Raw genomic sequence first — 25,136 nt, forward strand, 5'->3', positions numbered from 1 at the left:
CAAACCGGCCCGTACGGCCCGGGGCGGGATCGCTCCCGCCCCGGGCGTGGGCACTACTCGGCCGCCGTATCACCCTCGGCGGCCGCGGCCTTCTTGGCCGCCGCGCTCGTCCGCTTGGTGGCGGTCTTGCGGGCGGTGGTCTTCTTGGCCACCGTGGTGGTCTTCTTGGCGGCCGTCTTCTTCGCGGCGGTCTTCCGGGCGGCCCGCTTCTTCGGCGCCGGCGCCTCCTCGGCCGGAGCCTCGGTGACGGCCTCGGCGGCCTCGGGGGCCTCCTCGACGACCGCGGCCTCGACGGCCACGACCGGCTCGCCCGGCGCCTCGGCGACGGCCTCGGCAGCGGCTTCCGCGGCAGCCGGGGCGGCGGCCTCCAGGGCCGCCTCCAGCGCCGCCTCGGCCTTGGCCTGGAGCACCACGATCTCGGCGGTGTCCGGGGACCCTGCCGGAGCGGTCGCCTTGCGCACCGCCCGGCGGCGCGGACGGCCCGCCGGAGCGGCCACCGGGGCCTCGACGGCCGGAGCGGCGGCGACCGGAGCCGTGACGACGGCCTCCTCGGCCGCGGCCTCGACGCCGGGGACCTCCAGGGCCAGCTGGCCCTCGATCTCCTCGCGCACCGGCTCGGCCGGCTCGGCGACGGCCTCGGTCACCGGCTCGGCCACCGCGGCCTCGACGGCCGGCAGCTCCTCGTGGGCCGCGCCGCCCTTGCCCCGGCGACGGCGCTTGCCGCCGGCCGAGCCGGCCTCGCCCACCGACACGGGGGCGTGGACGTGGGCGCTCGGCTGCTCCATGTGGACGATCACACCGCGGCCGTTGCAGTGCACGCACGGCTCGGAGAAGGACTCCAGCAGGCCCTGGCCGACCCGCTTGCGGGTCATCTGGACCAGGCCCAGCGAGGTGACCTCCGCCACCTGGTGCTTGGTCCGGTCCCGGCCCAGGCACTCCAGCAGACGGCGCAGTACCAGGTCGCGGTTGGACTCCAGCACCATGTCGATGAAGTCGATCACGATGATGCCGCCGAGGTCGCGCAGCCGCAGCTGGCGCACGATCTCCTCGGCCGCCTCGATGTTGTTCCGGGTGACCGTCTCCTCCAGGTTGCCGCCCTGGCCGACGAACTTCCCGGTGTTGACGTCGATGACGACCATCGCCTCGGTGCGGTCGATCACCAGCGAACCGCCACTGGGCAGCCAGACCTTGCGGTCCAGCGCCTTCATCAGCTGCTCGTCGATCCGGTAGGTGGCGAACACGTCCACCTCGGAGGTCCACCGCTGGAGCCGCTCGGCGAGGTCGGGCGCCACGTTGGAGACGTACTCGTGGATGGTCTTCCACGCCTCGTCGCCGGAGACGATGACCTTGGTGAAGTCCTCGTTGAAGATGTCGCGGACGACCCGGACGGTCATGTCCGGCTCGCCGTACAGCAGCGCCGGGGCGTTGCCGGTCGCGGCCTTCTTCTGGATGTCCTCCCACTGCTGCTGGAGGCGCTGGACGTCGCGGGTCAGCTCCTCCTCGGAGGCGCCCTCGGCGGCGGTGCGCACGATGACGCCCGCGTCGTCCGGGACGATCTTCTTGAGGATCTGCTTCAGGCGCGCGCGCTCGTTCTCGGGGAGCTTGCGCGAGATGCCGGTCATCGAGCCCTCGGGCACGTACACCAGGTAGCGGCCGGGCAGCGAGATCTGGCTGGTCAGGCGGGCGCCCTTGTGGCCGATCGGGTCCTTGGAGACCTGCACCAGCACGGACTGGCCGGACTTCAGCACCGACTCGATCCGGCGCGGGCCGCCGTGGCCGCCCAGCGCGCCGAAGTTGACCTCACCGGCGTACAGCACCGCGTTGCGGCCCTTGCCGATGTCGACGAAGGCGGCCTCCATCGACGGCAGCACGTTCTGGACCTTGCCCAGGTAGACGTTGCCGACGTACGAGGTGGCCTGCTCCTTGTTGACGTAGTGCTCGACCAGCACGCCGTCCTCGAGGACACCGATCTGGGTCCGCTGGCCGCTCTGGCGCACCACCATGACGCGCTCGACCGACTCGCGGCGGGCCAGGAACTCGGCCTCGGTGATGATCGGCACCCGGCGGCGGCCCAGCTCGCGGCCCTCGCGGCGGCGCTGCTTCTTCGCCTCCAGACGGGTCGAGCCCTTGATGGACTGCACCTCGTCCGGGTCGAAGGACGGCTCGGTGGAACGGCGGCGCGGCTCGCGCACCTTCACCACCGTGCGGACGCCGTCCTCGGTGGTCTCGGCGGTCTCGACCGCACCGGTCTCACCGCTGCGGCGGCGACGGCGGCGGCGACGGCGCGAGGAGGACAGGCCGGCGGCCAGCTCGTCGTCGTCCTCGTCCTCGTCCTCGACGGCCTCGGCCGGCTGCTGGGCGGCGGGCTGCTCGGCGGCGGGCTGCTCGGTCTCGACGGCCTCGGCGGCCTCGAACTCCTCGGCCTCGCCACGACGGCGGCGACGACCGCCCCGGCGGCGACGGCGCGACGGACGGCCGTCCTCCCACTCGTCCTCGGCCTCGGGACCGGCGGCGGGGGCCTCCACGACAGGGGCCTCGACAGCGGGGGCGGGGGCGGGGGCCTCGACGACGGGCGCGGCAACCGGCGCGGCGGCCTGTGCCTTGGCCTGCGCCCTCGCCTGGGCCTTCGTCTGGGCGGCCGACTTGCGACGGGTCGGCTCGACCCGGGTGCGGACCCGGCGGCGGCGGCCGACACCGCTGTACTCGAACTCGTCCTCCTCGCGCTCGGCCGCGGCCGGGGCCTCGGCCTGCGCCGGGGCGGCGGCGGGCTGCTGCGGTGCGGACGGCGCGGACACCGCGGACGGCGCGGAGGCCGCGACGAAGGGGGCCGGCTCCTGGAACACGGGAGCCTGGAACACCGCGGTGGCCGGGCGGACCGCGCGGCGGCGCACCCGGTGGGGCGGCTCGGCCTCGGCGGGCGCAGGGGCGGCAGCCGGAGCGGCGGCGGGGGCCTCGGCAGCGGCCTCGGCGGCCTCCTCCTCGGGCTCCTCGGCCTGCGGCTCCTCGACCGGCGTCTCGACGACCGGCGCGGCCTCGACCACACGACGGCGGCGGGGGCGACGGGCCGGAGCGGCGGGAGCCTCCTCGGCCGCCGGCTCTGCGACGGCGACGGGGGCGGGGGCCTCGACGGCCGGCACCTCGACGGCCGGAGCGGCCTCGGCCTCGGCGGCGGGGGCACCGGCGGGCGCCTCGGCACGCTTGCGGGTACGGCGGGCCCGGGCGGGCTTCTCGGCGACCGGCTCGGCCGGTTCGGCCGGTTCGGCCTGCTCAGCCTTCTCGGCCTTGGCGGTCTGCTCGGCCTTGGCGGTCTTGTCGGCCTTCGCGGCCCTGGGAGCCTTCGCGGGGGCCTTCCCGGCGACCGGCGCGGCCGGCTCGGCCTGCTCGGCGGCCTGGGCCGCGGCGGCGTCCGGCGCGGTCACCACGATCGAGGTGGCCTCCGGCGCCCCGGCCGGGGCCTCGGCACGCTTGCGGGTACGGCGGGCCCGGACGGGCTTCTCGGCGACCGGCTCGGCCACCGGCTCAGCGGCCGGGGCCTCGGCCTTCGGCGTCTCGGCCGGCAGGACCGTCTCGGCCGCCTCGGCGGCCGCGCCCTGCGGGGTGCCCGCGGGGCGGGACACCGCGCGGCGACGACGGCGCGGCGGCGCGGCGGACGCGCCCTCGCCACCGGTCACGGCGGTCTCGTTCTGCTCCGTGGCCGCAGTCTGCTGCGGATCGGTGTTATCGAGCATGCGGGTGGATCTCCCGTCAGGCCCCCGGGCTCCGCATCCGGGCACGGCGCGGCACCGATGGGCGGCCGGCATCGAGACGATGCCAGGGCCTGACCCTTTGACGGTGCCGCCGCGCGGACGCGAGGCCGCACAGGGGCTCGTAGTCTCGCTCGGCGCCCCGCACTCGGCGGGGTGTCGAAAGTCTTCTGGTCTGACCAGTCTTCTGAGGTTTTCCCAAGCTGCGCCGTTCCCCAACCCCGGGTGGCTCCCGGAGGGGGTCCCGGACCGGCCGACCTTCCTGGTCAGCAGGCCCCGGGTGACAGGCCTGTGCTGCGACGACGCTCGCTCCCCTGGGGAGCCGCGGGAACCCTGGAGGACCTTCGGGCCCAGTGAGGCACTGGGCCCGGCCTCCCCCCGCTAGGCGGACGCGGTAGCGTGCGGCCCTGCGGCCGGCTCCGAGCCGGCAGGGGCCGCGGCGCGGTCGAGCGCCAGCGGGTCGGTCACCGTGCCGGCCTCCTCGTCTAGCGGCCCCTGCGCCAGCCTGGTCACCTCTGCGGGGACCGGCGGCGCCAGGTCGGCCGTCACACGGAGACCGGACAATACGTCGTCGGGTCGTACGGCGGGTGTGGCGTGTCGTACTACCAGGCGCAGTATCGCACAGGGACGGCCGGTCCGAACATCGCGGGCGGTTCCGGCCTCGGTGTCCTCACCTGCCTCGACCTGGGCGGGGACGGCTTCCAGCGCCGCCACCGCGCCCCGCGCGTCGAAGACCCGCAGGCCGTTCTTGGTACGGCGCTCGACCTCGACCCGCTCCTCGGCGAGGAAACGCGCGACCGCCTCGGCGGCCACGCCGGGCTCGACGCCGTCGAGCCGGAGCAGCCATTCGGAGGCCTCCAGGCGCTCCACGAAGTTCGACGTCCGCACCTCGACCGCGTCGATCACGTCGAGGCCCGGCGGCAGTGAACCGTCCAGCTGCGCCCGCAGCTCCTCGGGATCGCGGACGGCGGCCAAGCCGATCTCCAGGTACTCCGCCTCGCTCGCCACCCCGGTCGGGGCCGCGTTGGCGTAGGAGACCTTCGGGTGCGGGGTGAAGCCGGCCGAGTAGGCCATCGGAACGGCGGACCGGCGCAGAGCGCGCTCGAAGGCGCGCTGGAAGTCACGGTGGCTGGTGAAACGGAGCCGGCCGCGCTTGGTGTAGCGGAGACGAATCCGCTGCACCGTCGGCGCGGGCGGCGGACCGTCGGGCGTACGGCGTGCCAGGGTCGCTCAGTCCTTAGTCAGTTGTCCCCGTCCGGCGTGGCGTCTTCCCGCCACTGTCCGGACTCTGTCACCTCAAAGGGTACGCGCCCCGCCACCGCCCTCGCTCCGCCCCTGGTCAGCGCTGGTCCTCAGTCCAGCGACCCGGGCTCGGCCAGCCACCTGGCCTTCAGGTCGGCGTGCTTGGCGATCGTCTCGAAGTCCCGGTCGTAGTGCAGCACGGTCAGCCCGTGGTGCATCGCGGTGACGGCGACCATGAGATCGACCACGCCTGCGGACCGATGACAGCCGGATTCGGCGAGCCCGATCTGCAGGGACGAGACCTGAGGCCAGACGTCGTCCGGCACGACCCACCATGTGTACAACCGCTGGAACTGGGCCCTCATGGCCCGCAGTTCAGCCGCCGACCGAGCGGAATAGAGCACCTCCCCCTCGGTCGGGGCGCACATGCCGATCCTTCCGGCCGCGAGGGCCTCACCCCAGAGCGACAGCGCCGCAGGCCTGGTGATCAGCCGTGCCACCGCCGAGGTGTCGATCAGGAAGCCTTCCCAAGCTCCCATTCAGCCCCACCTTGCTCTCCGCGCCGGACCTCGTCCTTGAATCCCGGCTCCAGCAACTTGTCGAACGCGCCGTCCTCAGCGAGCCGCACCAGTTCCTGCAATGCGAGTTCCCTGCGTCGCCGCGCCCCTATCTCAGCGAGCGCAGCGTTGACGGTGTCCTTCTTCGTCGTGGTCCCGAGCACCTCGGCAGCCAGTGCCAGCGCCTCGTCATCAATATCGATCATCGTCTTTGACATACCCTAGGCCACCTCCCACGTATATATCAAAGTGCCATAAACAACCTCCAGATTGCAAGTTGTTTATGATGCAAAACGCCCTCGCCGGACACATCCGACGAGGGCTCTAGCGTTTATATGATTACTTGTTGACGACCGTCAGGGGGAGCATCTTCTTGCCGGTGGGGCCGATCTGGATCTGGGTGTCCATCTGGGGGGCACATAGACACAGAGCCAAAAGGCTCGCTAGCGTCCTCGGACATGGGACGAGGTGCGAAGCGCGCCGTATCGGCGCAGCGACAGCAGCAGTACGACGTGGACGCCGAGTGGTCGCCGGCGGACCTCAGACTCCTGAAGGACCTGAAGCAGGCGGAGACGCTCCTGCCCGAGGACGCTCCGCGGGCTCTCCTCTCCATCCGGCTCAGCGTGCTCACGGACGAGACCACGTCGCCGGTGCGCCAGGAGCTGGACCTACGGATGCTGGCCCGCGACATGGGCGTGCGGGTCATCGGAGTGGCGAGCGACCTCAACGTGAGCGCCACGAAGGTGCCGCCGTGGAAGCGCAAGCAGCTCGGGGACTGGCTGAACAACCGGGCGCCCGAGTTCGACGTCCTGCTGTTCTGGAAGCTGGACCGCTTCGTGCGCCGCCTCTCGGACCTCAGCACCATGATCGAGTGGTGCCTGAAGTACGGGAAGAACCTCGTCTCCAAGAACGACGCGATCGACCTGACCACCGTGGTCGGCAAGGTGATGATCACGCTGATCGGCGGGATCGCGGAGATCGAGGCGGCGAACACCTCCACCCGGGTCACCAGCCTCTGGGACTACGCCAAGACCCAGGCGGAGTGGCTGGTCGGCAAGCCGGCCTACGGCTACAAGACGGTCGTGGACGAGACCGGCAAGACCGTCCTGGCCATCGATGAGACCGCCTACAAGGTGCTGCACTGGAGTCGGCGCCGGGCATCGAAGATCTCCGCGTCCCACCAGGTGCGGATCATCAAGCGCGCGGGCGTACCCGGCTCCGAAGGGCTCACCACGTCGACCCACCTCCGGAGGCTCCGGAACCCCGCCCTCATGGGGTACCGGGTAGAAGAGGACAAGAGCGGCGTCGGCCGCCGGTCGAAGCAGATCCTCGGCAAGGACGGCAAGCCGATCAAGGTCGCCGAGCCGATCTTCACGGAGGACGAGTTCGCACAGCTCGGCAGGGACCTCGACAGGTGGGGAAAGAACCAGCCCACCCGGCAGGAGGGCGGTGCCACCAAGTTCCTCGGAGTCTTCGAGTGCGAGGACTGCAACACCAACATCACGGTGCAGGTCACGACGACCAAGGGCGTCCAGTACAAGTACATGCGGTGCAGCGGCTGCAAAGGCGGCGGGGCCGGGGTCAACGATCCGGACGGGGTGTACGCCGCCCTCGTCCAGGACGTGCTCAAGGTGCTCGGTGACGAGCCGGTCCTGGTCCGCGAGTACGCCAAGGGCACCGAGGCGCTGAAGAGGAAGAAGCAGCTGGAGGAGTCCGTCTCGTACTACATGAAGGGCCTGGAGCCCGGCGGACGCTTCGCGCGCACCACCTTCACGCGCGAGCAGGCCGAGGAGACGCTGAACCAGCTCATCGACGAGTTGGAGGCTATCGACCCCGAGTCCACCCAGGACCGGTGGATCAACGCGGCCAACGGCAAGACCTTCCGTGAGCACTGGGAGGCCGGCGGCATGGAGGCCATGGCGGCCGACCTCCGCCGGGTGGGCGTCACCTGCAAGGTCACCCGCACGAAGGTCCCGGGCCAGCGGCAGCCGGCCGTGCACCTCAAGCTCAGGATCCCCAAGGACTACCGCGATCGCCTGGTCATCAAGGAGGACGACTTCGCGAGCAAGCTCTGAGGCAACGGCAGCCCCCACCATCGTGGCGGGGGCTGCCGTGATCAGTGCTTGGCGGAGTCGTACGGCTCTTCGTGGCCCTCATCGTCCACGATAACGATCTCGCTCTCGATGGTCGGAGCTCGGAGCGCCTTCGGTCGTGCGAGCGGCACGGGTAACGCCTGCCTCGGATCGTTCGAGGCCTTGAGCCCTGCGCGCTGGGCTCTCACGCTCTCCCCTTCGTCCGACCCGTGCTGTCCGCTTCTTCACGGACGACCTCCCGGTTGGTGGCGAGGTCTTCGGCGATGCCCGCGGCGATGAGTGCTTCGGCCACGGTGTGCCCGGCTCCGACGAAGCGCCAGGCACCTTCGACCACGGTCTCGCTGTCCCAGTCGGCGTACAGGCCGCGGGCGTGTTCAGCACGGGCGGCTCGGAGCTGCCCATATGTAGTGGAGTAAGCCCGTGTCTTGGTGAGGCAGTGTCCCCGGTAACCGAGCATGTGGGCCCAGGCACGAAGCCGCAGGTGTTGCAGTTCGGGCAGACCACCGAGGCGCCAGGCGGTGGCGATGAGGGCTCGGACATGTGGGCTGACGTGCAGGGACCGTATCTCGGCCAGGGACTCGATGCGGCGGTCGACGGCGCCGGCGGCTTCCACGCTCTTGCTCGTGTACTTGGCGACATAGGCCGCTACGGCATCGTCCGTGAGCCGCCCTCCGTCCCCACGACCAAGGGGGTGGGCATCGAGCTGGGCGCCGAAGCCGAGCCGGCCACCGTTGAAGGCGGCCGAGTCGGGACACGGCAGTGCCACAGCGGCAGCCGCCGAGCGGGCGGTCTCCAGGAGAAGGCCGCCCGTGGCCCAGGACGGAGGGGGCTCGGTGGGCCCACCGGGTCCGTCGAGACGGATGACCGTGTGGAAGTGGATGGCACCGCGCTTCTGGTACTCGGCAACCTTGGCCGCGGAGACCCGAACCAGGGTGCGTATCTCTGACCGGCCGACGCCCGCCCGGGCAGCGAGGTGGTGGTGGAGGTTGTCGCGGAAGGCCTTCCACAGCGCCGGGGCCATGGCGTTCCAGAGGATGTGGCCGGGGTAGTCGTAGCAGTCCGCGCAGAGCGGCTGCCCGACGAGCGGGTCAGCGTCCAGGTGGGTTCGGCCGCAGCCGTGCCGACCGCCGTGTTCGCAGCGCCGGCGCCGGGCAGGGCGGCAGACACCCGCTCGGTGGACCGGGCCGAAGGAGGGGGCGGTCAGGGTGACGAACAACCGCGGGTGCGTCCGCACCGTCTCCGGGACGCCTTTGCCGCCGATGAGGCCGGAGCGGACCAGGTGGAAGGTGTCGCCGCTGTGCTCACGGGAGCAGGGCGCGCAGCGGGAGGCCCGGCGGTTGCGGCAGCGGACGGCGAGCCGGCCGCCGGGTTCGGTGGCGGTCACGAAGTGCCGGAGCACTTCACCGGTCTCCGCGTCGAGGGTCGTGGTGTGCCCGGAGAGGTACACCGGTTCGGCACAGCCACCGGTGGCACGGATCTGCTCCAGCCAACGGTTCAGGTCCGGCAGCTCGCCGATGCGGGCGAAGTCACGCTCCACCGGCGGCAGTTGGCGCAGCCGCGCCTCCCGGTCGAGGAAGGCGCGGCGTGCGGTGAGGTCGGTGTACGGGTTGGTGCCGGCGGTCATGGTGGGTGTCTCCAGGGCCAGGGTTCGCCGGGCCCCGGCCGGGCCAGGCAGGCGGTGGCGCGGCCGGGGGTGGCGTTGGGGCGGGCGGGCCGGGTGGTTGGTCGGGTTGGCACGGTGATCACGCCTCTCAGGTGGTGTGGGTGAGTCCTTGGACGATCCAGGTCACGGCGTAGACGACGGGGTCGGCCCACCCGATGCGGTCGAGGTAGACACCGAGGACGCCGGTCAGGACGACGTGCCAGACCTTGAGTTCGCCGGAGCGGACCAGGAGGAAGGTGACGAGGGCCAGGACGGCGGTCAGGATGAGGGCGGCGCCCATCAGAGGTGGACCCCTTCGCTCGACTCGTCCGGCACGTGGAGGCCGGGCCAGGCCGGCGCCAGCCGGGCGTACTTTCTGGCAGCGCGACGCGCCTGTTCAGGGGTGATGTGGACGGACCGGGCCCGAGCCCATCGGCCGTCGGCGTCCGCCGCGATGGCGACCCCCTGCTCGGCAACAGTGATCTGCTGGGCTGCGACCAAGGCGTCCTTGTCGAGGTCGCCGAGCGCCATCTCCGCCGTCCCGGCATCGTTCACCCGGTGGCAGACCCGACCGGCCAACTGCGCTCGCAGGGCGGTCACCCCGGGCCCGAGGTCCGAGCCGACCCGTTGCCCCGCGATCACCAGGTGGACGCCCAGGGCCGCGCCGAGCTGGGCAAGCCTGAGCAGGTTGGTGGAGATCTCCCCCACCTCCGCCTTGTCCTCTCTGGTCGCGGCCAGGTACAGCTCCGCGACCTCGTCCACGATGAGCACGACGGGCATCTTGCGGAGCTTCGCCGGGAGGTCCCAGATCGACCGGGCCCCGACCGAACGGCACAGCTGCATCCGCGCTTCGGACTCCGCGACCAACTCCGCGAGCAGGTGTGCGGCTTCGGCCCGGGTGGCCGCCAGCGCCGACAGCCGGTCCTCGAACAGGGACAGCTCCATGCCGCCCTTGAGGTCGATGCCGAACAGGGCGACGCGTTGCGGGGCGAGTTCCTTCACCAGCGCGGCGATGAGGGTGGACTTCCCCGAGCGGGTCGCGCCGACGATCAGCCAGTGCGGCACCCGTCGTAGGTCGATCGCCCAGGCCCGGCCGTCCTCCAGCAGGCCGACCACCGCCCGCAGCAGCCGTTCCTTCAGCCGGTACGGCAGCACCGGCGCACGAAGCGGGTCCCAGGCCAGAGCGGACAGGGTGACGAATCCGCGTTCTTCGGACAGCAGCCGGACCGAGTGGACCCGCCACGCGTGCGCGAAGGCTTCCACGACGACGGTGAAGTGTTCGGGCACCTGTCCGGGGTGGAGCCGCACCACCACGTCCAGGCCGCCGTGCCGCAGCTTCGGTACGCCCAGGCGGGGCGGGGCTGGCCGCAGCGGATCACCGCGGACGACCGTGTCCCCGATCAGCGCGCGCCCGGGACGCTTCGCCACGGCGAGGCCGAGGTTCGTGGTCAGCCGCCGCCACGTCACCCGGACCCGCACGGCACTCACCGGGTAGCCGAGCAGGCACCACCAGAGGTAGGGGTAGTTGCGCCGCAACGACGGGGCGATGCTGAGCCCGATGAGCACCGTCGCCAGCAACGCGACCCAGAGCAACTGAAGGACGATCACGGCCGTCCCCCGTTCTCCAGCACCGCGTTCTGCGCCTCGACCTCCAGGTCGCGGGCCTGATCCGCGGTCTTGGTGGCGACGGCGGCGATGTGGTCGAAGAGCTGGGCCCCCTCGCCGTCCGGACCGAACGGGTCGACCTCTTCCGCCAGGTCCCCCAGCTCCCTCAGCAGGCCGCGCAGCCTCACGCGCGTAGCGCTGCTCATCAGGCGTCGCCGCCCTTGCGCGAGGCCGCCGGAGCAGCGACCGGAACGGGCGTGATGGCGTCGGCCCGGAAGGACAGGCCGTGTCGGTCCCCCATCGCCCACGAGAAGGCGGTCAAGCCGGTGACGTGCACCCGCACGCCCTCCACCACACCGACCGGTTCGCCGGACACGCTGATCTCGATGATCGAGGCCCGCCGGCCGTCCTGCCGGACCGCGACACCGACCGTGTAGACGGTCTGGCCGTCCCGGTCCTTCCTCAACTCCCCGGTCTCACGGTTCGCCACCCGCGCCTCGGCGGCAACGATGCAGGTCATCGTGCCGAGCCGGGTTCCGTCAACGGGAATGGACTGCATGAGCGCACACTCCTCTGACACCAAGGCCGCATGACGTCAGTCGTCAAACGTACTTACCTTTGGCGCCTCGATGATGCTCCTCCTTGACGCCCCGACGCAAGCAATTCATGCTTACGTTTAACGGCTAGCAACTGACGACAGACATAGAGATGCCGCCCGACCAGGGCAAACGACCACAGACGAACCCTCGAAAACGACACGGCACACGCGAAGCGGGCCTCTCCCCCGACGCCCGCACCAAGGGGTCAACACCATGGCGATCATCCGGAACGAGGCACTGCACAAGCAGGTAGCGGCTGCGATGCGACAGTCGATCGCCACCGGCGAGTGGCCCCCCGGCACCCAGCTGCCCACCGAAACCGATCTCGCCGAGATTTATGGTGTCTCCCGACCAACCGTCAGGCTCGCCGTCGCCGCCCTCCGCAGCGAGGGCCAGTTGGACGTGAAGCAAGGCCGCGGCACCTTCGTCCGCGCCGCCGTCCACGGCCCCAACGCCAGCATGGATCGAACCATCACCACCCAGGGCGACACCTTCTCAACGCCCATCGACACCTGGTTCGATCACGCGGAGAAGCCTTCGGTCTACCGCACCCGCACCGACGCCATCACCGCGCCACTGCTGGAGATGGACCAGGACGAACTGATGCTCGGCTGCGACCGCCTCCTCACCAACCCCACCGGCGACGGCCGCGCCCTCCACCGCCTCCTGCTCCCCATGGAACGCATCGAGGCCACCCCCCTCGCCCAACACCCCGCCGCCACCCCGGCCGAGGCCTACGCCACGCTCGCCGCAGCCGGCCACGACCTCACCTGGCGCGAGCGAGTCACCGCCCGCGTCCCCCAGCCCGACGAGCGCGAAGCCCTCCAACTCTCCGAGGCCGCCGTCCTCCTGGTCGCCCACCGCATCACCTGCGACCAGGCCACCGGACTGCCCCTCATCCTGGAGGAGACCCGCCTCGGCGCCGAAACCACCGCCCTCACCTACGCCATCGACGCCCGCAAGCCCAGCCGAACCGCAGGAGCGTGATCGCTCAAGTCTTTGTAGTTGCGGCGAGTCAGCTCGGTCAGCTAGCTGCCCGTCTGGCAGCGGCACGGGCCGTCGCGGCGTTGGCTGCCGAGTTCACGCGAGCAATGTGAGCTCGCCGAGAAACGTCCCCGCCAAAGGCACTCCAGCCATAGAGAGACGCCAGTACCCCTGCAACAAGCGCAGCCCACGCGGACACTGTCGCTGTGACCCGAGCCATCAGGGCTGGCGGAGCGGCAACCAGACGGCCCCTGGTCTGCGAAGCCGTGATGGCACACCGCTCCGACCAGAGCTCGAAGAACTGAGCAAGACGGGCAAAGAATGCCGAAATAAGGGCTATCAAGGCATAGGTAAGAACGAAGCCCATACCGATACGCTCGCCGACTCCGGGGACTGCCCCACCTGGGGCCATCGGCCATCCCATCATCTCGTGGAGGCTGCCGTAAGCAAAGCCTGGCGCGAAGATCAAGCAGGCCACCATTGAGCTACCAACACCGTCATAGTCGGTCTCATCCGGCTGCGGCTGCGGAGCCCCGTCTCCTGGCGAGGCAGGACCAGAGGCCTTCTTGCCGTAAGGCGGCAGGAAGATCTGCCAGAGGCCACCGTGGACGCTTCCACCAACAAACGTGCCAGAGCCGTGGTTGTGCTGCTCCTTTGGCTCACCGTCCGTCATCAGGACCGCCGCCTTGTCGGATGGTCAGGCCGCCATACACGTTCCCGCCAACGAAGGTGCCCGTTCCCGTGTTGTGCTGGTTCCACACACTCGATTCCGCAGACCTGGGTCGCCCAAGGCCATCGACTTCGCCCAGAAGGTCGCGGTGGCCAGACAGGTACTGCGCTAGAACTTCTGTCCATGCCGCAGCCGCCGCGGCCCTCGCGCCGTCCCCGCCAGAAGACAGCTCAGCCGCAGTCGCGTTCACAGCCTCCATCGCTGCGCGCTGCTCCTGGGGCGTGCCGCGTCGGAAGAAGTGGTCGACTGCGACCTGCATCTTTCCGGCACCCCACGTTGCAATCGCCGCAACAAGCGTTCCAGCTGCACCAGTTGCCACCGCCGTGACTTCAGCGTCGTACATGATCGAGAAAACTCCCCGCCCTGTGGCCGCATCTAGGAGCAAGAACCTACCTCCCGACACCGACAACTGGCGCCGGTTCGACTGAAACACAGGCCGCCAGCGCGTGAGGCGTCGCAACTCTTCTTCACTTACTCAAGGGCGCGCACAGAGCGCCAGCGCGCGGCCCTGCCGCACGCCGCCGCTCCTGTCTGCGCCCCACGTCGGCGGCGGCCGGCCGCGCACGCGAGCGTGCGGCCGGGAGGGATGCAGAGGTCGGAGCCCGCCATGGCTGGGGGCGGGCGGCTCCACGGTTTTACCCACCTCCCAGGCTCGGGACCCGAGTCGAGCAAGAACGGGGGGCCACTCGGCCAAATTGCGGTCAGGCCCAGAAGCCCTGACCGAGTCGCAACAGCTTACGGCCCCCCGATCATGCTCGACCCCAAACCAGGCAGGACACCGACCAAAACCGCTCCGCCGCCCGCAAGCTCATAGAGAAAGTCAACCCGAAACGGCGCGGGTGCTTGAGCTAGAACATGCCAAGCTGTCCAGGAATCTCTTCCCGCTTGGGCCGTCGATGACTTTCATACTCATCAAGCGGCCCGAGAGTTCGAATTACCGTACCGTCGTAAAGCCAACTCAAATTCCCTTCCTTCTCCAGGCGCCCGCTGACGAGAATTGCCAGGTCCTCTTCGTGTGCACGGATAGCCTCATGGTAGTCCTCATCATCTGCAAGTCGAACTCGCACCTTCCTTGGGCCAGAAGATTGAAGAGAGTCGATCCCGAAGACGCCAGGGCTACCCGCCTCCTTCTTTGCCAGAATGTGAACACGCCCCGTTACTGTGACTTGCGTGGACTCCTGGTCTTCGGCAAGGCGGACGGCCGCCTGAGTTAGCGGCGCAGCATCCGATGCATGGAAGGTGAAGCGGCTCTCAACTCCGTCCGGCAGCTGTCGCGTCTGATCCCATTCAATGGTTATATCTGCCTCATCAGAATTTGCAGCGATACCCAGGATGGCATTCGTCATTTCGTATGAGACGCCATCAATGACACCGCGTTCAAATCCTGCCAGAGAGCCGCTGGAGCGGTAGTGCTCAAGGGCCTCAACCGTTGCCCCCACCGCATGCGCTACAGCCTCATTCACGGTCCTGACCCGAGTAGCTTCCATGTCCAAGGGGCTAGAGAGTGGGCCAGAGGAGCCCTTCAAAGAGATTGCAGCATCTGGCGGAGCTAGCGCAGTAACGATGTAGCTACCCGGCGCAGTCTGGCCCATCAGAACCTGATCCATATACCGGCTCGCGAACCGCCCATGCCTATTAACAAAATGACGCTGCGGCCCGATGAAGTACTTAGCGCCAGCAAGGAGCGTTCGACGGGCACTTTCAATCAGTCGCTCACCTTGACGCCAGGAGATTAGGCCACTCGGGGCACTCGACTCCTTACGAAACCGAAACTCATCTGTGGCGGTTAGCGCGATCCGTGGATAAAGAGACCGCACCCAAAGGTCACGATTGCGCGCCAATTGGAGAAGCGCAGAATGCATCAGGTGGCCAAAATCAGGAGCAGCTTCATTCAGTGGAATGAGAACACTAGGGAGCGTTCCCGCATTTTCCCCTGCCTCCGGAGGGGCGAAGCGCGCATATATTCCTTCGCGCCCGCCAGCATGCCGCCAGCCGAGATCAATGAGAATGGTCAAAAGACGCCCCGGATCGACATTCTGGGGGATGGTCAGGCCATTGACTTCATCCATCAAGTGACTCACCCCTATCATGCCTTTCCATGATTCGTATCAGGGTTGCGGCGTCAAACACATTTTCCGTCGGCACGTCGATGACTGGCTTGACCAGCGGAGAGGTCTCACCCTCCAGGTGCACCCAGTAGCACTCCCGCCGAACAAGCAGCCCACCCTCGACTACCTGAGTCCATTCGAGCTGCTCGACTGGCACTGTCATAACGATCAGGATCTTCTTGGGGTACGAGCGCGTCATGGCCAGGCTCTCAAAGTACTCGCGCTTGGAGAACCGGTACTGAAACGACTTCGCGTTGCGGTCGGGAACGACCTGCGTGGTGCACTTCAACTGGGCAAAGAGCATGCTCTCTTGCTCCAGATGGGTGCGAGGGGGCCGGATGAACTGAACATCGACGCCGAAGGTGTCCTTGCTGAGAACCTCGGCGGAGCAGCCGGCGGTGGCGGCGACGCTAGAGACGTACCCCTCTTGAAGCTGCTCCATCATCTTCGTGACGGTGCGGGGGTCCACGGCCTTGATGCGCTGCGTGCGGGGCTTCCCGCCCCCGTCCGCCTTCGGCGAACCCCCCATACGATGCACCCTTCATGCGCCTGCACAGAAGAGTAGATCATCGGACTTGTCTTAGGGAGGGGCTCTCATCATCGCCATAATCGAACACTAGACCTATCCTCTGACAGTGGCTCCCAACAGCCTCGGGCCGGTGCATGCCTATGTGAATACTGGGCCAGTTAGGCCGACTCACTACGCACCTGTGCGGCAAGGCACAGCAGTTCTTCGAGGCTGAGCCACCCCAACGTGATGCCCTCTAGCCGAACCACCGGACCGCCCTCGGCGTCAGTATCGGCGACAGCCCGAAGCTGCGACCGCTTGACGCCACACATGGTGAGCAGACTGTTCAGCTCGTCGGCTGTCCGTCTCGCGGCACGCCAGCCGGCGGCGTAGTCCACACCCGGCAGCCACACCCACGAGTCAGGGTCGAGGCTCGCCGCCAACTCCGCACCGAAGTCGTCGTCCCCGTCCAACTGTTCTTCAACTCCCCTGGTCAAGAACCGAACCGGCCGTCCGTGCACTGGCATGCCGAGGAGCCCGATACCATCGGCATCGGGTTCCGACCCACCGGACCACCCCTCTCCCGCCAAGGTTCCGGGGTGGTCCGGCACGTCTTCAGTTGTCCCTGATCAGGGTCAGGTGCGGTCCCAAGTCGGCTCCTCGCAGCCGAAGATCCGCCGGAACAGCTCCGCCTCGGTCAGGTCGAGCAGCAGGTCGTCAACGCCGGTCTTCTCCCGCCAGATCTGCCGCATGAGCAGCAACCGCTGCTCTTCGGCGAATTCGGGCTCGGCGTACCACGCCAGCGCGTCGCGGTGCGCGGCCCGCCGACTCGGAGAGACAGCCCGCACCGGCCAGGAGAACTGGCCGTCCAGCAGCCACCAGGTCGAAACCCGGTCCCACCAAACCCGCAGGTGCCGGATCACTGGGATGCCTCCGGGCCGGCGGAGTACAGGCGGACCACGGTCGGGGTCAGGTCGAGGAAGGCCAGGGCCCTCACCTCTCCGTGCGTCGCGAGCCGACGCCCGATCGTCTGCTCCTCCGACGGCCCGAACAGCTCGGCGAAGTAGGCCTGCTGGTCCGGGCCGAGCGGAAGCGTGCCGACCGCGGTCAGGAGCGCGGCCATCGCCTCCGGCAGCTTGCCGAAGTGCTCGGGCTCCGCGACACCGCGAACTTCCAGGATCACCGGGAAGGGGTACGGGGAGAGCGTCTCCGGCACATCGGGGATTCCAGGCGGCATCACTTCCCTGGCACCTCCCCCGCGCGGCGCGGGTGCCACTTGTGGACACTTACCGTCTGCCCGTTCACCACGATGCTTCGGGTCAGCGCCTTGCTCAGCCCCGCGCCGCAGTAGAAGCACCGCGTCGCCGCCCCGGACGCCCGCCTGCTCATTCCACACCGCCTTCCGGGCCCACCAGAGCCCAAACGATCTTTCCGATGCCTTCGGGCCGGGGCTCGAAGCCCCATTCCCGGGACAGGGCCTCCACCAGGTACAGCCCACGCCCCGAGACGTCGCTCAGGTCAGCAGCGCACCGGATCGAGGGCTTCTCGCTGCTCGCGTCGTGCACCTCGATCCGCAGGTGGTCGCACACCACCGCGAACCGAACGGCGATCTCACGCCCAGGCGAAACACGCGCGTGCGTCACCGCGTTGGCCACCAGTTCGCCGAGCACCAGCTGAGCGTCGTCCATGAGGGCCGGGCCACCCGGGACGTTCCGAAGGAAGTCACGCAGGTGGTTCCTGGCCACCGCGGCGGACCGCCTGTGCCGCGTGAGCCTCGCCTCGAACGCGGGTATCCCGGGGGCCGGCTTGTAGGGTTCGGAGCCGTCGGGGGGTTCTCCCGAGCTGGTCACGTGCACCGCCTCCCGATGCCCAATTGGCGGCCCGAAACCCGGACGTTCCGGCCCTTGACTCCAGGCTGCCGGGAGGAAGTGCGGACTTCGTACCCAAGCTGGTTACCCAATGTGGGTAAACTCACAGTCAATCAACTTGCTTGCAGCGGCTGCTGATCGACGGCGGGGGCAGTGGTGACCGAGGCTCGCGTACCGGACCGGCTCCCAGCAGGTCTGCTGTCCAACCCGGAGATGATCGCTGCGTGTCGAGGGCGAGACTTCGCCGCCGTGTTCCGGCTGCTCAAGGCGGCGGGGATCTACCCGTCGCTCATCGCCCGCGCCTGTGACATGACACCGAGCCGGGTCGGTGAGGTCATGTCCGGGAAGCACAGGATCGAGAAGATCGATCTCATCGATCGGATCGCCGACGGCCTTCACATCCCGGGCCGCATGCTCGGTCTGGCTTCTCGTTCCTGGGAGCTGGAGGCTCCGGTCCGGCAGCCCCGTCGCCGCCAGCCGGAGCCGTCCGCCAGAGGGACGGGCCTCAGCGCACCGATCGACCCCGAGCTCTTCGTCAGCCATCTGCGCGGTGCGATGCCCGGCCACTACAAAGCCGCGAACCTGCTCGGCTCCCGCCACGCGCTCGACGCCGTGACACGGCACTTCCGGCTTCTCGACCGCCTCCAACAGGACGCCGGGGGCCGCGCCCGCGACGAACTGCTCACGATCGGTGCGCGCACCGCGGAGTTCCTGGGCTGGCTGAACCAGGATCTCGGTGACTTCGACCGGGCCCTGTTCTGGTCGGACCGCGCCATGGAGTGGGCGCAGGAGGCAGGCGACGATGTGATGGCCGCCTACGTGCTCTTCCGGAAGAGCAACCAGGCCACCGCCCAGCGGAACGCCCCGAAAGCCGTCAGCCTTGCTCGCGCGGCCCAACGATCGGTCGGGGCCACTCACCGGATCCGGGCACTGGCGGCGCAGCAGGAGGCTCAGGGCCACGCGATGATGGGCAACCCTCGCTTCGCACAGGCGAAGTTCGACGAGGCTCACGAGATCGCCGCCGCGCCGGACGATTCGCACGCCGACGACGCCCTTGATCTCGCCTACTGCACACCGACCTACATCGAGATGCAGCGCGCGAACTGTCTGATCGAACTCGGCGACCCGCACACGGCCGTGGGCATGTTCGAGGCGGAGCTCCGAGTTCTGCCGCCGGTCTACCGCAACGACCAGGGCGTCTACCTCTCCCGGTTGGCGCGGGCCTACGCGGTGTCCGGTGAACCCGAGCAGGCTGCCGCCGCAGCGGACCGCGCACTGTCCATCGCCGTCGACACCGAATCGGCGCGCGCAATGTCCGAACTGTCCGCTGCGGGCAAGGCCCTCCGGCGGTGGAGCGCCGTACCCCAAGTGGCCACGTTCACCCACCGCTTGGCACTGATGAGCAGCGGAAGCCCTCTCGACCGCTGACGACCCGATGGGAGAGGCTGGGCCCATGGACGCACTGATCACGGCCGCCACCTCCGCAGACGAACGCCGGCGCGGCGCCAAGATCGCCGTGCTGCCGGTCGGCAGCTTCGAGCAACACGGCGATCACCTGCCCCTGACCACCGACACCGTCGTCGCCAGCCTGATCGCCCAGCGGATCGCCACCGACTACGACCTGTTCCTCCTGCCACCCATCACGCTGTCCTGCTCGCACGAGCACGCCCACATGGCAGGCACCGTCAGCATCAGCGCCGCCACGCTCTACGCCGTGATCAACGACATCCGGAAGTCCCTCCAGGCCTCCGGCGTCCCCGGTCTGCTGATCGTGAACGGGCACGGCGGGAACTATGTCCTCTCGAACGTGGTCCAAGAGGCCAACACCGAGGGCCCGCACGTCGCCCTCTTCCCGGTCCGAGAGGACTGGCACCAGGCCCGCGAAGCCGCCGCCTTGGAGAGCAGCGGCGGCGAGGACATGCACGGCGGCGAGCTGGAAGTCTCGCTCCTCCTCCACGGTGCTCCTCACCTCATCCGCGACGGCATCGAGCAAGACGACCACGACGCCCCGGAGCGCCCCCACCTCCTCACCCTGGGAATGGCCGGCTACACCGAGAACGGCATCATCGGCCGCCCGTCGCTCGGCACCGCGGAGAAGGGCAAGGCTCTTCTGGACAGCCTGTCCAAGTCGGCCACCGCACACCTGTCACTCATTCGAGGTAGCTAACAGCCGCAAGCCGCCACCCGAAGGTGGGAGGGCCCGCCGAGGGGATGGCGTCCGCCCGAAGCCTCAGTCCGCCTACATCGTTGAGTAACCAGACCCATGCGGGTCATCGTCCGTCTGACATAGGAACCTATGCGCCAGGCGGACGCGGTTACGAACCGTGGAGGGGTGATGCAGGAACTTCATGAGCTTCACTACCTGTCGACCGCGAAACTTGCGGAGTTTCAGAGAACTCTCCCGCGCAGGGGTACGGGGAGGGCGGTTGAAGCAGAAGCATCAATGCTCGGTGCCAGCGCCCGTCTGTCTGTGGGAGAGAAGGCAGCAGACGACCTTCCAGGTGCCCCCACCCTGGAGGAAGTGGTGGCCCACATCCGGGAGAAGACCTGGGCACACAACAAGGTGCCTGACTCTTGCGAGTCGCTGATGACCCGAGACTGGATGGAGTTCACCGGGCGCTTTCGATTCGGGCGAGGTCTGAGCGACGTTGGTCTCAGGGACTGCGGGGTGTACGCGTACGTCTCGATCGAGGACGAGCCTTGTCGCCAGCAAAGCGGCGCACCCTGTTCTGGTGTGGAGGTCATCCTGTGTGGATCTATCCAGCACGTCCTGGAGCATCGCGACGCCAGAGCCACCCGCACGGGATCGGGTTCCGACTGGCTCCACGATCTTGCGGCTGAACTCGTGGAGAGGGAGGCCCGAGGTGACACATCGTTTCCCGACAGGTTGGCCTCCACGCGCTTCAGCGATCAAGAGTTCGCGGCTCGCTCCTGCTACTCGATGCTGTCGTGGTATCTGGACGGTCCTGCCTACCTGCACGGGTATGCCCGTGTGCTGTGCAACTTCCCGCCTGATCAGTGGCAACACCGAATGATCGTGGCAACACCCCTCTTCGTTGAAACCGGCACGCGCCCCACCCCGGCAGCTTCCGTTTCGCAGCGAGCCTTGCCGTCCCGGTGGTGGCAACGCTGGTGGCCGCGGCGGTAGGCGTCGCCCTCGATTGGTGGTTGCACCCCTGTCCCCTTGGGTTCCCCACCCGCAACCCCGTAGAGCCCTCCCCGAGAGATTCGGGGAGGGCTCTACGCATGGCCTCAAGGCCTCAGACCCACTCGATCGAGGACTCGATGCCCGGGGCACTCCGGGCGGCGGGCAGAGGGGTTCTCGGGCTGCCTTGCCGGACCTCCCCGAGGGCGAGTGCAGGCCCGCCCGGGGCGCGCGTCATGCCGAGCGCGCCCAGGACGAGCTCCCGCTCACCCTCCGAGAGGCTGTGAAGTAAGTCACACAGCTCGCTCGCCGTGTCCCCCACGCCGCCGCCTACTTCTGCTGGTCAGCGGCGTTGACGACCGTCAGGGGGAGCATCTTCTTGCCCGTCGGGCCGATTTGTATGGCCGTGTCCATCTGGGGGCAGACGCCGCAGTCGAAGCACGGGGTCCAGCGGCAGTCGTCGACCTCGACCTCCTCCAGGGCGTCCTGCCAGTCCTCCCAGAGCCAGTCCTTGTCGAGGCCGCTGTCCAGGTGGTCCCAGGGCAGCACCTCCTCGTAGGAGCGCTCGCGGGTGGTGTACCAGTCGACGTCGACGCCGGTGCCGGCCAGGCCCTTCTCGGCGCAGGCCATCCAGCGGTCGTACGAGAAGTACTCGCGCCAGCCGTCGAAGCGGCCGCCGTCCTCGTAGACCGCGCGGATGACCGCGCCGACCCGGCGGTCGCCGCGGGAGAGCAGGCCCTCGACGATGCCCGGCTTGCCGTCGTGGTAGCGGTAGCCGATGTTCTTGCCGTACTTGCGGTCGCCGCGGATCGAGTCGCGCAGCTTGGCCAGGCGGGCGTCGGTGGCCTCGGCGGACAGCTGCGGGGCCCACTGGAACGGGGTGTGCGGCTTGGGCACGAACCCGCCGATGGAGACGGTGCAGCGGATGTCGTTCTGGCCGGTGACCTCGCGGCCCTTCTGGATGACGTTCTTCGCCATCTCGCCGATCTGGAGCACGTCCTCGTCGGTCTCGGTGGGCAGGCCGCACATGAAGTACAGCTTCACCTGGCGCCAACCGTTGCCGTAGGCGGTGGCGACGGTGCGGATCAGGTCCTCCTCCGACACCATCTTGTTGATCACCTTGCGCATGCGCTCGCTGCCGCCCTCGGGGGCGAAGGTGAGGCCCGAGCGGCGTCCGTTGCGGGACAGCTCGTTGGCGAGGTCGATGTTGAAGGCGTCGACCCGGGTGGACGGCAGCGACAGGCCGATCTTGTCCTCGGTGTAGCGGTCCGCCAGGCCCTTGGCGATGTCACCGATCTCGGTGTGGTCGGCGCTGGACAGCGACAGCAGGCCGACCTCCTCGAAGCCGGTCGCCTTCAGCCCGCGCTCCACCATCTCGCCGATGCCGGTGATGCTTCGCTCCCGCACGGGGCGCGTGATCATGCCGGCCTGGCAGAAGCGGCAGCCGCGGGTGCAGCCGCGGAAGATCTCCACGGACATCCGCTCGTGCACGGTCTCCGCGAGCGGGACCAGCGGCTGCTTCGGGTACGGCCACTCGTCCAGGTCCATCACGGTGTGCTTGGACACCCGCCACGGCACGCCGGGGGCGTTCGGCACGACGCGGCCGATCCGGCCGTCGGCCAGGTACTCCACGTCGTAGAACCGCGGGACGTACACCCCGCCGGTGCGCGCCAGGCGCAGCAGCACCTCGTCGCGGCCGCCCGGGCGGCCCTCGGCCTTCCAGGCGCGGATGATCTCGGTGATGTCGAGCACGGCCTGTTCGCCGTCGCCGACCACCGCGCAGTCGATGAAGTCCGCGATCGGTTCCGGGTTGAAGGCGGCGTGGCCGCCGGCCAGGACGATCGGGTCCTCGTCGGTGCGGTCCCCGGCCTCCAGCGGGATGCCGGCCAGGTCGAGCGCGGTCAGCATGTTGGTGTAGCCGAGCTCGGTGGAGAACGACAGGCCGAACACGTCGAAGGCCTTCACCGGGCGGTGGGCGTCCACCGTGAACTGCGGGACGTCGTGCTCGCGCATCAGCGCCTCGAGGTCCGGCCAGACGCTGTAGGTGCGCTCGGCGAGCACGCCCTCGCGCTCGTTCAGCACCTCGTAGAGGATCATGACGCCCTGGTTGGGCAGGCCCACCTCGTAGGCGTCGGGGTACATCAGCGCCCAGCGGACGTCGCAGGCGTCCCAGTCCTTGACGGTCGAGTTCAGCTCGCCGCCGACGTACTGGATCGGCTTCTGGACGTGCGGGAGGAGGGCCTCCAGGCGTGGGAAGACCGATTCGACAGTCATGTACTAGGAACCCTTACGACGTGATTCGGTGCCGCGGACCGGCACGGGAGGGGTGACCCTCAGCGGGGTGACCCTCAGGTGACCCTCAAGGGTAGCCCAATCCGGGGAACGGACCGGGTGCCCCGGATCACGGCCCCGGATCACGGCCCCGCGCTCGGCGCCTCCGCGCTCCGGCGCGACCCGGACGGCCGGTGCTCTCCCTTTCCCGCCCGCGCCCGCCCGTGTCGCGCCGTCCGCCGGTGCCGCCCGCGCCCGCTGGGGCCCGCCCCGGCACGCGCGGTGCGCGCCCGCCGGCGGGCGCCGTCCGCCGTTGACACGCCAGGACGGGCCGTGCGGTACTGACAGGGCTCCGCCAAAGACATCTGCACCCCTTCCGGACACGGGAGTTGAGTCGTACGCTCGGCCCTCGTCGGTTTTCCGGCCGGCGCGCCCCTCCCTCCGCTCCACCACGGCTCCTCCCGCCCTGTCACGGCCCGGTCCGCCCCACCGGGCCCCTCCCGTCTCCGCACCGCCGCCGTCCCCGGCCCGCGGTGCCCGCCCCCGTCCCCCGCCCGCACGCCGTGCCCGGCGGCGCACCCGCACGCCTGCGCCCCGGCGGCCGTACGACCGGCGCAAGGAGAACCATGACCGACACCGGTCGGCGGATCCGTCCCCTCCGGCCCCTCGACACCCGGCCGGCCCGCTACCCCACGCCGGCCCAGGCCGAGTCCGCCGCACGGCGGCTCGCACTGCGGCACCCGGACCGCTGCCGGCTGCGCGAGGTGGGCCGTTCCAGGGCCGGGCGCCCGCTGCTGCTGCTCTCCGTGGACCGCGGGCCGCGCGCGGTGCTGGTGGTCGGCGGCCCGCACCCCAACGAGCCGATCGGCACCGCCGGGACCGTCCGGCTGGCCGAGGTGCTGCTGGACCGCCCCGCCTGCCCCGGGCTCTCCTGGCACCTGCTGCTCTGCCTGGACCCGGACGGCGCCGCGCTCAACGCCGGCTGGCTGGACGGCCCGCTCACCATGCGCCGCCACTACGAGCACTTCTTCCGCCCCTCCTTCGAGGAGCAGCCCGAACTGCTGCCCGCCCCCGGCTCCGGCCGCCCGCCGATGCCGGAGAGCCTGGCGCTGACCGAGCTGATCGACGAGCTGCGCCCCTTCCTCCAGTGCTCGCTGCACGGGGTGGACTTCGGCGGCGCGTTCGTCCAGCTCACCCGCCCGGTGCTGGGCCTGGCCGGGCGCTTCGCCCGGTCCGCGCAACGGGCCGGCGTCCCGCTCGACGTGGACTCCTACGACGCGATCGGCTGGGCCAGCCCTGACCCCGGCACCTATCTGATGCCGGCCCCGGGCGCCGGCGGCTCCCGGGCCCTGCCGGACGAGCCCGAGCTGTCCACCTGGTCGTACGCGGCCCGGTACGGCGCGGTCACCGCGGTACTGGAGGTCCCGATGTGGGCGGTCGACGCGGTCGGCGACGGCCGCCCCCACCCGGCCGGGGCCGGGGCCCTCGCGGCCGCCGCCCACGACCTCACCGCGCGTGCCGAGGAGCTCACCGCCCTGCTTCCGAGCGTCCCCGCGCACCGGCACGAGGCGTACGGCCACGAGGCGTACCGCTCGCTGCTGCGCACCGCCGAGTTCAGCCTGGCGGTCGCCCCGCGGGTGGCCGAGGAGTGGCTGGACCGCTGGGGCGCCGAGCCGCTCACCGCCTCCCGGGTGACCACCGCCGGGCTGGTCGCGGCGCGCGTGCCGCTGCGGGTCGCGTCGATCCTGCTGCGGCTGCTCGCCGACGTCCGCGGCCCCGGTGCGGAGGCCGCCCGTGACCGCGCCCGCGCCGTCGTCACCGACAGCCTGGACCGGCTGCGCCACCGCTTCGGTGCCCGCTGGGTGCCGGTGCAGGAGCAACTGGCCCACCAGACCCGGGCTGTGCTCACCACCGCCGACTGCCTCCTCTGACCCGCCCGCCCCCGCACGCGGCGGGGCACCCGTCGGGCGGTGTTCGCCGCGCGACGGGCCACCGGCGGAATCCGGCCGCCGGGTACCGGCGTTGGGGCCGGGGACGGGAT

General features: G+C 69.7%; 22 protein-coding genes. 6 read left to right on the top strand and 16 right to left on the bottom strand.

Annotated elements, in window-relative coordinates:
* Positions 1 to 53: 53 nt before the first annotated feature.
* The 4 genes from ACZ7C5_RS21395 to ACZ7C5_RS21410 all read right to left on the bottom strand — a co-directional run bounded on the left by ACZ7C5_RS21395 (position 54) and on the right by ACZ7C5_RS21410 (position 5,760).
* On the bottom strand, positions 54 to 3,728 hold the full coding sequence (locus ACZ7C5_RS21395) for an Rne/Rng family ribonuclease (RefSeq protein ID WP_470323216.1): 3,675 nt from the start codon (positions 3,726 to 3,728) through the stop codon (positions 54 to 56).
* Between the two features lie 396 nt (positions 3,729 to 4,124).
* Positions 4,125 to 4,925 carry a TIGR03936 family radical SAM-associated protein gene (locus tag ACZ7C5_RS21400; RefSeq protein ID WP_401077945.1) on the bottom strand — a complete coding sequence of 267 codons (801 nt, stop codon included), beginning with the start codon at positions 4,923 to 4,925 and terminating at the stop codon, positions 4,125 to 4,127.
* Positions 4,926 to 5,095: 170 nt separating this feature from the next.
* Positions 5,096 to 5,524 (bottom strand): PIN domain nuclease, encoded by a 429-nt coding sequence (locus ACZ7C5_RS21405; RefSeq protein ID WP_401077942.1) that lies wholly within the window; start codon positions 5,522 to 5,524, stop codon positions 5,096 to 5,098.
* Positions 5,500 to 5,760: a type II toxin-antitoxin system VapB family antitoxin gene (locus tag ACZ7C5_RS21410; protein ID WP_470323217.1), complete on the bottom strand. Its 261-nt coding sequence runs from the start codon at positions 5,758 to 5,760 to the stop codon at positions 5,500 to 5,502. Before ACZ7C5_RS21410 ends, ACZ7C5_RS21405 begins: the two co-directional genes overlap by 25 nt.
* A gap of 240 nt (positions 5,761 to 6,000) precedes the next feature.
* On the opposite strand from ACZ7C5_RS21410, the gene ACZ7C5_RS21415 reads away from it, so the two are divergent.
* Complete coding sequence (locus ACZ7C5_RS21415) at positions 6,001 to 7,617, top strand: recombinase family protein (protein WP_465772157.1); 1,617 nt, start codon at positions 6,001 to 6,003, stop codon at positions 7,615 to 7,617.
* A gap of 202 nt (positions 7,618 to 7,819) precedes the next feature.
* Here ACZ7C5_RS21415 and ACZ7C5_RS21420 read toward each other — a convergent pair whose 3' ends face one another.
* The 5 genes from ACZ7C5_RS21420 to ACZ7C5_RS21440 form a co-directional block, all read right to left on the bottom strand.
* Positions 7,820 to 9,259 (bottom strand): replication initiator, encoded by a 1,440-nt coding sequence (locus ACZ7C5_RS21420; protein ID WP_470323218.1) that lies wholly within the window; start codon positions 9,257 to 9,259, stop codon positions 7,820 to 7,822.
* A gap of 127 nt (positions 9,260 to 9,386) precedes the next feature.
* Positions 9,387 to 9,578, bottom strand: coding sequence for a hypothetical protein (locus ACZ7C5_RS21425; RefSeq protein ID WP_392869933.1), 192 nt, complete (start codon positions 9,576 to 9,578; stop codon positions 9,387 to 9,389).
* Entirely contained in the window at positions 9,578 to 10,885 is a 1,308-nt protein-coding gene (locus ACZ7C5_RS21430; protein ID WP_470323219.1) for an FtsK/SpoIIIE domain-containing protein, read from the bottom strand. The genes ACZ7C5_RS21425 and ACZ7C5_RS21430 overlap by 1 nt, the downstream gene beginning before the upstream one ends.
* Positions 10,882 to 11,088: a hypothetical protein gene (locus tag ACZ7C5_RS21435; protein ID WP_465772154.1), complete on the bottom strand. Its 207-nt coding sequence runs from the start codon at positions 11,086 to 11,088 to the stop codon at positions 10,882 to 10,884. The genes ACZ7C5_RS21430 and ACZ7C5_RS21435 overlap by 4 nt, the downstream gene beginning before the upstream one ends.
* Positions 11,088 to 11,441: an SCO3933 family regulatory protein gene (locus ACZ7C5_RS21440; RefSeq protein ID WP_465772153.1), complete on the bottom strand. Its 354-nt coding sequence runs from the start codon at positions 11,439 to 11,441 to the stop codon at positions 11,088 to 11,090. The genes ACZ7C5_RS21435 and ACZ7C5_RS21440 overlap by 1 nt, the downstream gene beginning before the upstream one ends.
* A 253-nt stretch (positions 11,442 to 11,694) precedes the next feature.
* On the opposite strand from ACZ7C5_RS21440, the gene ACZ7C5_RS21445 reads away from it, so the two are divergent.
* Positions 11,695 to 12,468, top strand: a complete 774-nt coding sequence (locus ACZ7C5_RS21445) for a GntR family transcriptional regulator (RefSeq protein ID WP_465772152.1) — start codon at positions 11,695 to 11,697, stop codon at positions 12,466 to 12,468.
* A gap of 1,575 nt (positions 12,469 to 14,043) precedes the next feature.
* On the opposite strand, the gene ACZ7C5_RS21450 is transcribed toward ACZ7C5_RS21445, so the two are convergent.
* The 6 genes from ACZ7C5_RS21450 to ACZ7C5_RS21475 all read right to left on the bottom strand — a co-directional run bounded on the left by ACZ7C5_RS21450 (position 14,044) and on the right by ACZ7C5_RS21475 (position 17,667).
* Positions 14,044 to 15,285, bottom strand: coding sequence for a hypothetical protein (locus tag ACZ7C5_RS21450; protein ID WP_470323220.1), 1,242 nt, complete (start codon positions 15,283 to 15,285; stop codon positions 14,044 to 14,046).
* On the bottom strand, positions 15,257 to 15,748 hold the full coding sequence (locus tag ACZ7C5_RS21455) for a DUF4365 domain-containing protein (RefSeq protein ID WP_465772150.1): 492 nt from the start codon (positions 15,746 to 15,748) through the stop codon (positions 15,257 to 15,259). Before ACZ7C5_RS21455 ends, ACZ7C5_RS21450 begins: the two co-directional genes overlap by 29 nt.
* Before the next feature lie 242 nt (positions 15,749 to 15,990).
* Entirely contained in the window at positions 15,991 to 16,422 is a 432-nt protein-coding gene (locus tag ACZ7C5_RS21460; RefSeq protein WP_470323221.1) for a hypothetical protein, read from the bottom strand.
* A gap of 24 nt (positions 16,423 to 16,446) precedes the next feature.
* Positions 16,447 to 16,734: a hypothetical protein gene (locus tag ACZ7C5_RS21465; protein WP_470323222.1), complete on the bottom strand. Its 288-nt coding sequence runs from the start codon at positions 16,732 to 16,734 to the stop codon at positions 16,447 to 16,449.
* Positions 16,731 to 17,048 carry a hypothetical protein gene (locus ACZ7C5_RS21470; protein WP_470323223.1) on the bottom strand — a complete coding sequence of 106 codons (318 nt, stop codon included), beginning with the start codon at positions 17,046 to 17,048 and terminating at the stop codon, positions 16,731 to 16,733. The genes ACZ7C5_RS21465 and ACZ7C5_RS21470 overlap by 4 nt, the downstream gene beginning before the upstream one ends.
* Positions 17,049 to 17,196: 148 nt before the next feature.
* Positions 17,197 to 17,667, bottom strand: coding sequence for an ATP-binding protein (locus ACZ7C5_RS21475; RefSeq protein WP_470323224.1), 471 nt, complete (start codon positions 17,665 to 17,667; stop codon positions 17,197 to 17,199).
* A 261-nt stretch (positions 17,668 to 17,928) separates the two neighbouring features.
* On the opposite strand from ACZ7C5_RS21475, the gene ACZ7C5_RS21480 reads away from it, so the two are divergent.
* The 3 genes from ACZ7C5_RS21480 to ACZ7C5_RS21490 all read left to right on the top strand — a co-directional run bounded on the left by ACZ7C5_RS21480 (position 17,929) and on the right by ACZ7C5_RS21490 (position 20,827).
* Complete coding sequence (locus ACZ7C5_RS21480; RefSeq protein ID WP_470323225.1) at positions 17,929 to 19,107, top strand: hypothetical protein; 1,179 nt, start codon at positions 17,929 to 17,931, stop codon at positions 19,105 to 19,107.
* 25 nt (positions 19,108 to 19,132) lie between these two features.
* A complete protein-coding gene (locus ACZ7C5_RS21485) occupies positions 19,133 to 19,846 on the top strand; it encodes a creatininase family protein (RefSeq protein WP_470323226.1) in 714 nt (237 codons plus the stop codon).
* 168 nt (positions 19,847 to 20,014) lie between these two features.
* The gene (locus ACZ7C5_RS21490; protein ID WP_470323234.1) at positions 20,015 to 20,827 is read left to right on the top strand and encodes an SAVMC3_10250 family protein; all 813 of its coding nucleotides are present in this window, start codon (positions 20,015 to 20,017) and stop codon (positions 20,825 to 20,827) included.
* A 327-nt stretch (positions 20,828 to 21,154) separates the two neighbouring features.
* Here ACZ7C5_RS21490 and ACZ7C5_RS21495 read toward each other — a convergent pair whose 3' ends face one another.
* Entirely contained in the window at positions 21,155 to 23,098 is a 1,944-nt protein-coding gene (locus tag ACZ7C5_RS21495) for a TIGR03960 family B12-binding radical SAM protein (RefSeq protein ID WP_470323227.1), read from the bottom strand.
* Between the two features lie 623 nt (positions 23,099 to 23,721).
* Here ACZ7C5_RS21495 and ACZ7C5_RS21500 point away from each other — a divergent pair.
* Positions 23,722 to 25,026: a M14 family zinc carboxypeptidase gene (locus ACZ7C5_RS21500; protein ID WP_401077934.1), complete on the top strand. Its 1,305-nt coding sequence runs from the start codon at positions 23,722 to 23,724 to the stop codon at positions 25,024 to 25,026.
* Positions 25,027 to 25,136: the final 110 nt, after the last annotated feature.

This window comes from Kitasatospora sp. NPDC036993, from assembly GCF_055607525.1.

Excerpts from the sequence above, each read along its gene's own strand:
- ACZ7C5_RS21395 (WP_470323216.1), bottom strand. The coding sequence starts at position 3,728 with ATGCTCGATAACACCGATCCGCAGCAGACTGCGGCCACGGAGCAGAAC.
- ACZ7C5_RS21425 (WP_392869933.1), bottom strand. The coding sequence starts at position 9,578 with ATGGGCGCCGCCCTCATCCTGACCGCCGTCCTGGCCCTCGTCACCTTC.
- ACZ7C5_RS21485 (WP_470323226.1), top strand. The coding sequence starts at position 19,133 with ATGGACGCACTGATCACGGCCGCCACCTCCGCAGACGAACGCCGGCGC.
- ACZ7C5_RS21500 (WP_401077934.1), top strand. The coding sequence starts at position 23,722 with ATGACCGACACCGGTCGGCGGATCCGTCCCCTCCGGCCCCTCGACACC.
- ACZ7C5_RS21450 (WP_470323220.1), bottom strand. The coding sequence starts at position 15,285 with ATGATAGGGGTGAGTCACTTGATGGATGAAGTCAATGGCCTGACCATC.
- ACZ7C5_RS21440 (WP_465772153.1), bottom strand. The coding sequence starts at position 11,441 with ATGCAGTCCATTCCCGTTGACGGAACCCGGCTCGGCACGATGACCTGC.
- ACZ7C5_RS21455 (WP_465772150.1), bottom strand. The coding sequence starts at position 15,748 with ATGATGGAGCAGCTTCAAGAGGGGTACGTCTCTAGCGTCGCCGCCACC.
- ACZ7C5_RS21490 (WP_470323234.1), top strand. The coding sequence starts at position 20,015 with ATGCAGGAACTTCATGAGCTTCACTACCTGTCGACCGCGAAACTTGCG.
- ACZ7C5_RS21470 (WP_470323223.1), bottom strand. The coding sequence starts at position 17,048 with ATGCCGCCTGGAATCCCCGATGTGCCGGAGACGCTCTCCCCGTACCCC.
- ACZ7C5_RS21405 (WP_401077942.1), bottom strand. The coding sequence starts at position 5,524 with ATGGGAGCTTGGGAAGGCTTCCTGATCGACACCTCGGCGGTGGCACGG.
- ACZ7C5_RS21445 (WP_465772152.1), top strand. The coding sequence starts at position 11,695 with ATGGCGATCATCCGGAACGAGGCACTGCACAAGCAGGTAGCGGCTGCG.
- ACZ7C5_RS21435 (WP_465772154.1), bottom strand. The coding sequence starts at position 11,088 with ATGAGCAGCGCTACGCGCGTGAGGCTGCGCGGCCTGCTGAGGGAGCTG.
- ACZ7C5_RS21410 (WP_470323217.1), bottom strand. The coding sequence starts at position 5,760 with ATGTCAAAGACGATGATCGATATTGATGACGAGGCGCTGGCACTGGCT.
- ACZ7C5_RS21415 (WP_465772157.1), top strand. The coding sequence starts at position 6,001 with ATGGGACGAGGTGCGAAGCGCGCCGTATCGGCGCAGCGACAGCAGCAG.
- ACZ7C5_RS21420 (WP_470323218.1), bottom strand. The coding sequence starts at position 9,259 with ATGACCGCCGGCACCAACCCGTACACCGACCTCACCGCACGCCGCGCC.
- ACZ7C5_RS21495 (WP_470323227.1), bottom strand. The coding sequence starts at position 23,098 with ATGACTGTCGAATCGGTCTTCCCACGCCTGGAGGCCCTCCTCCCGCAC.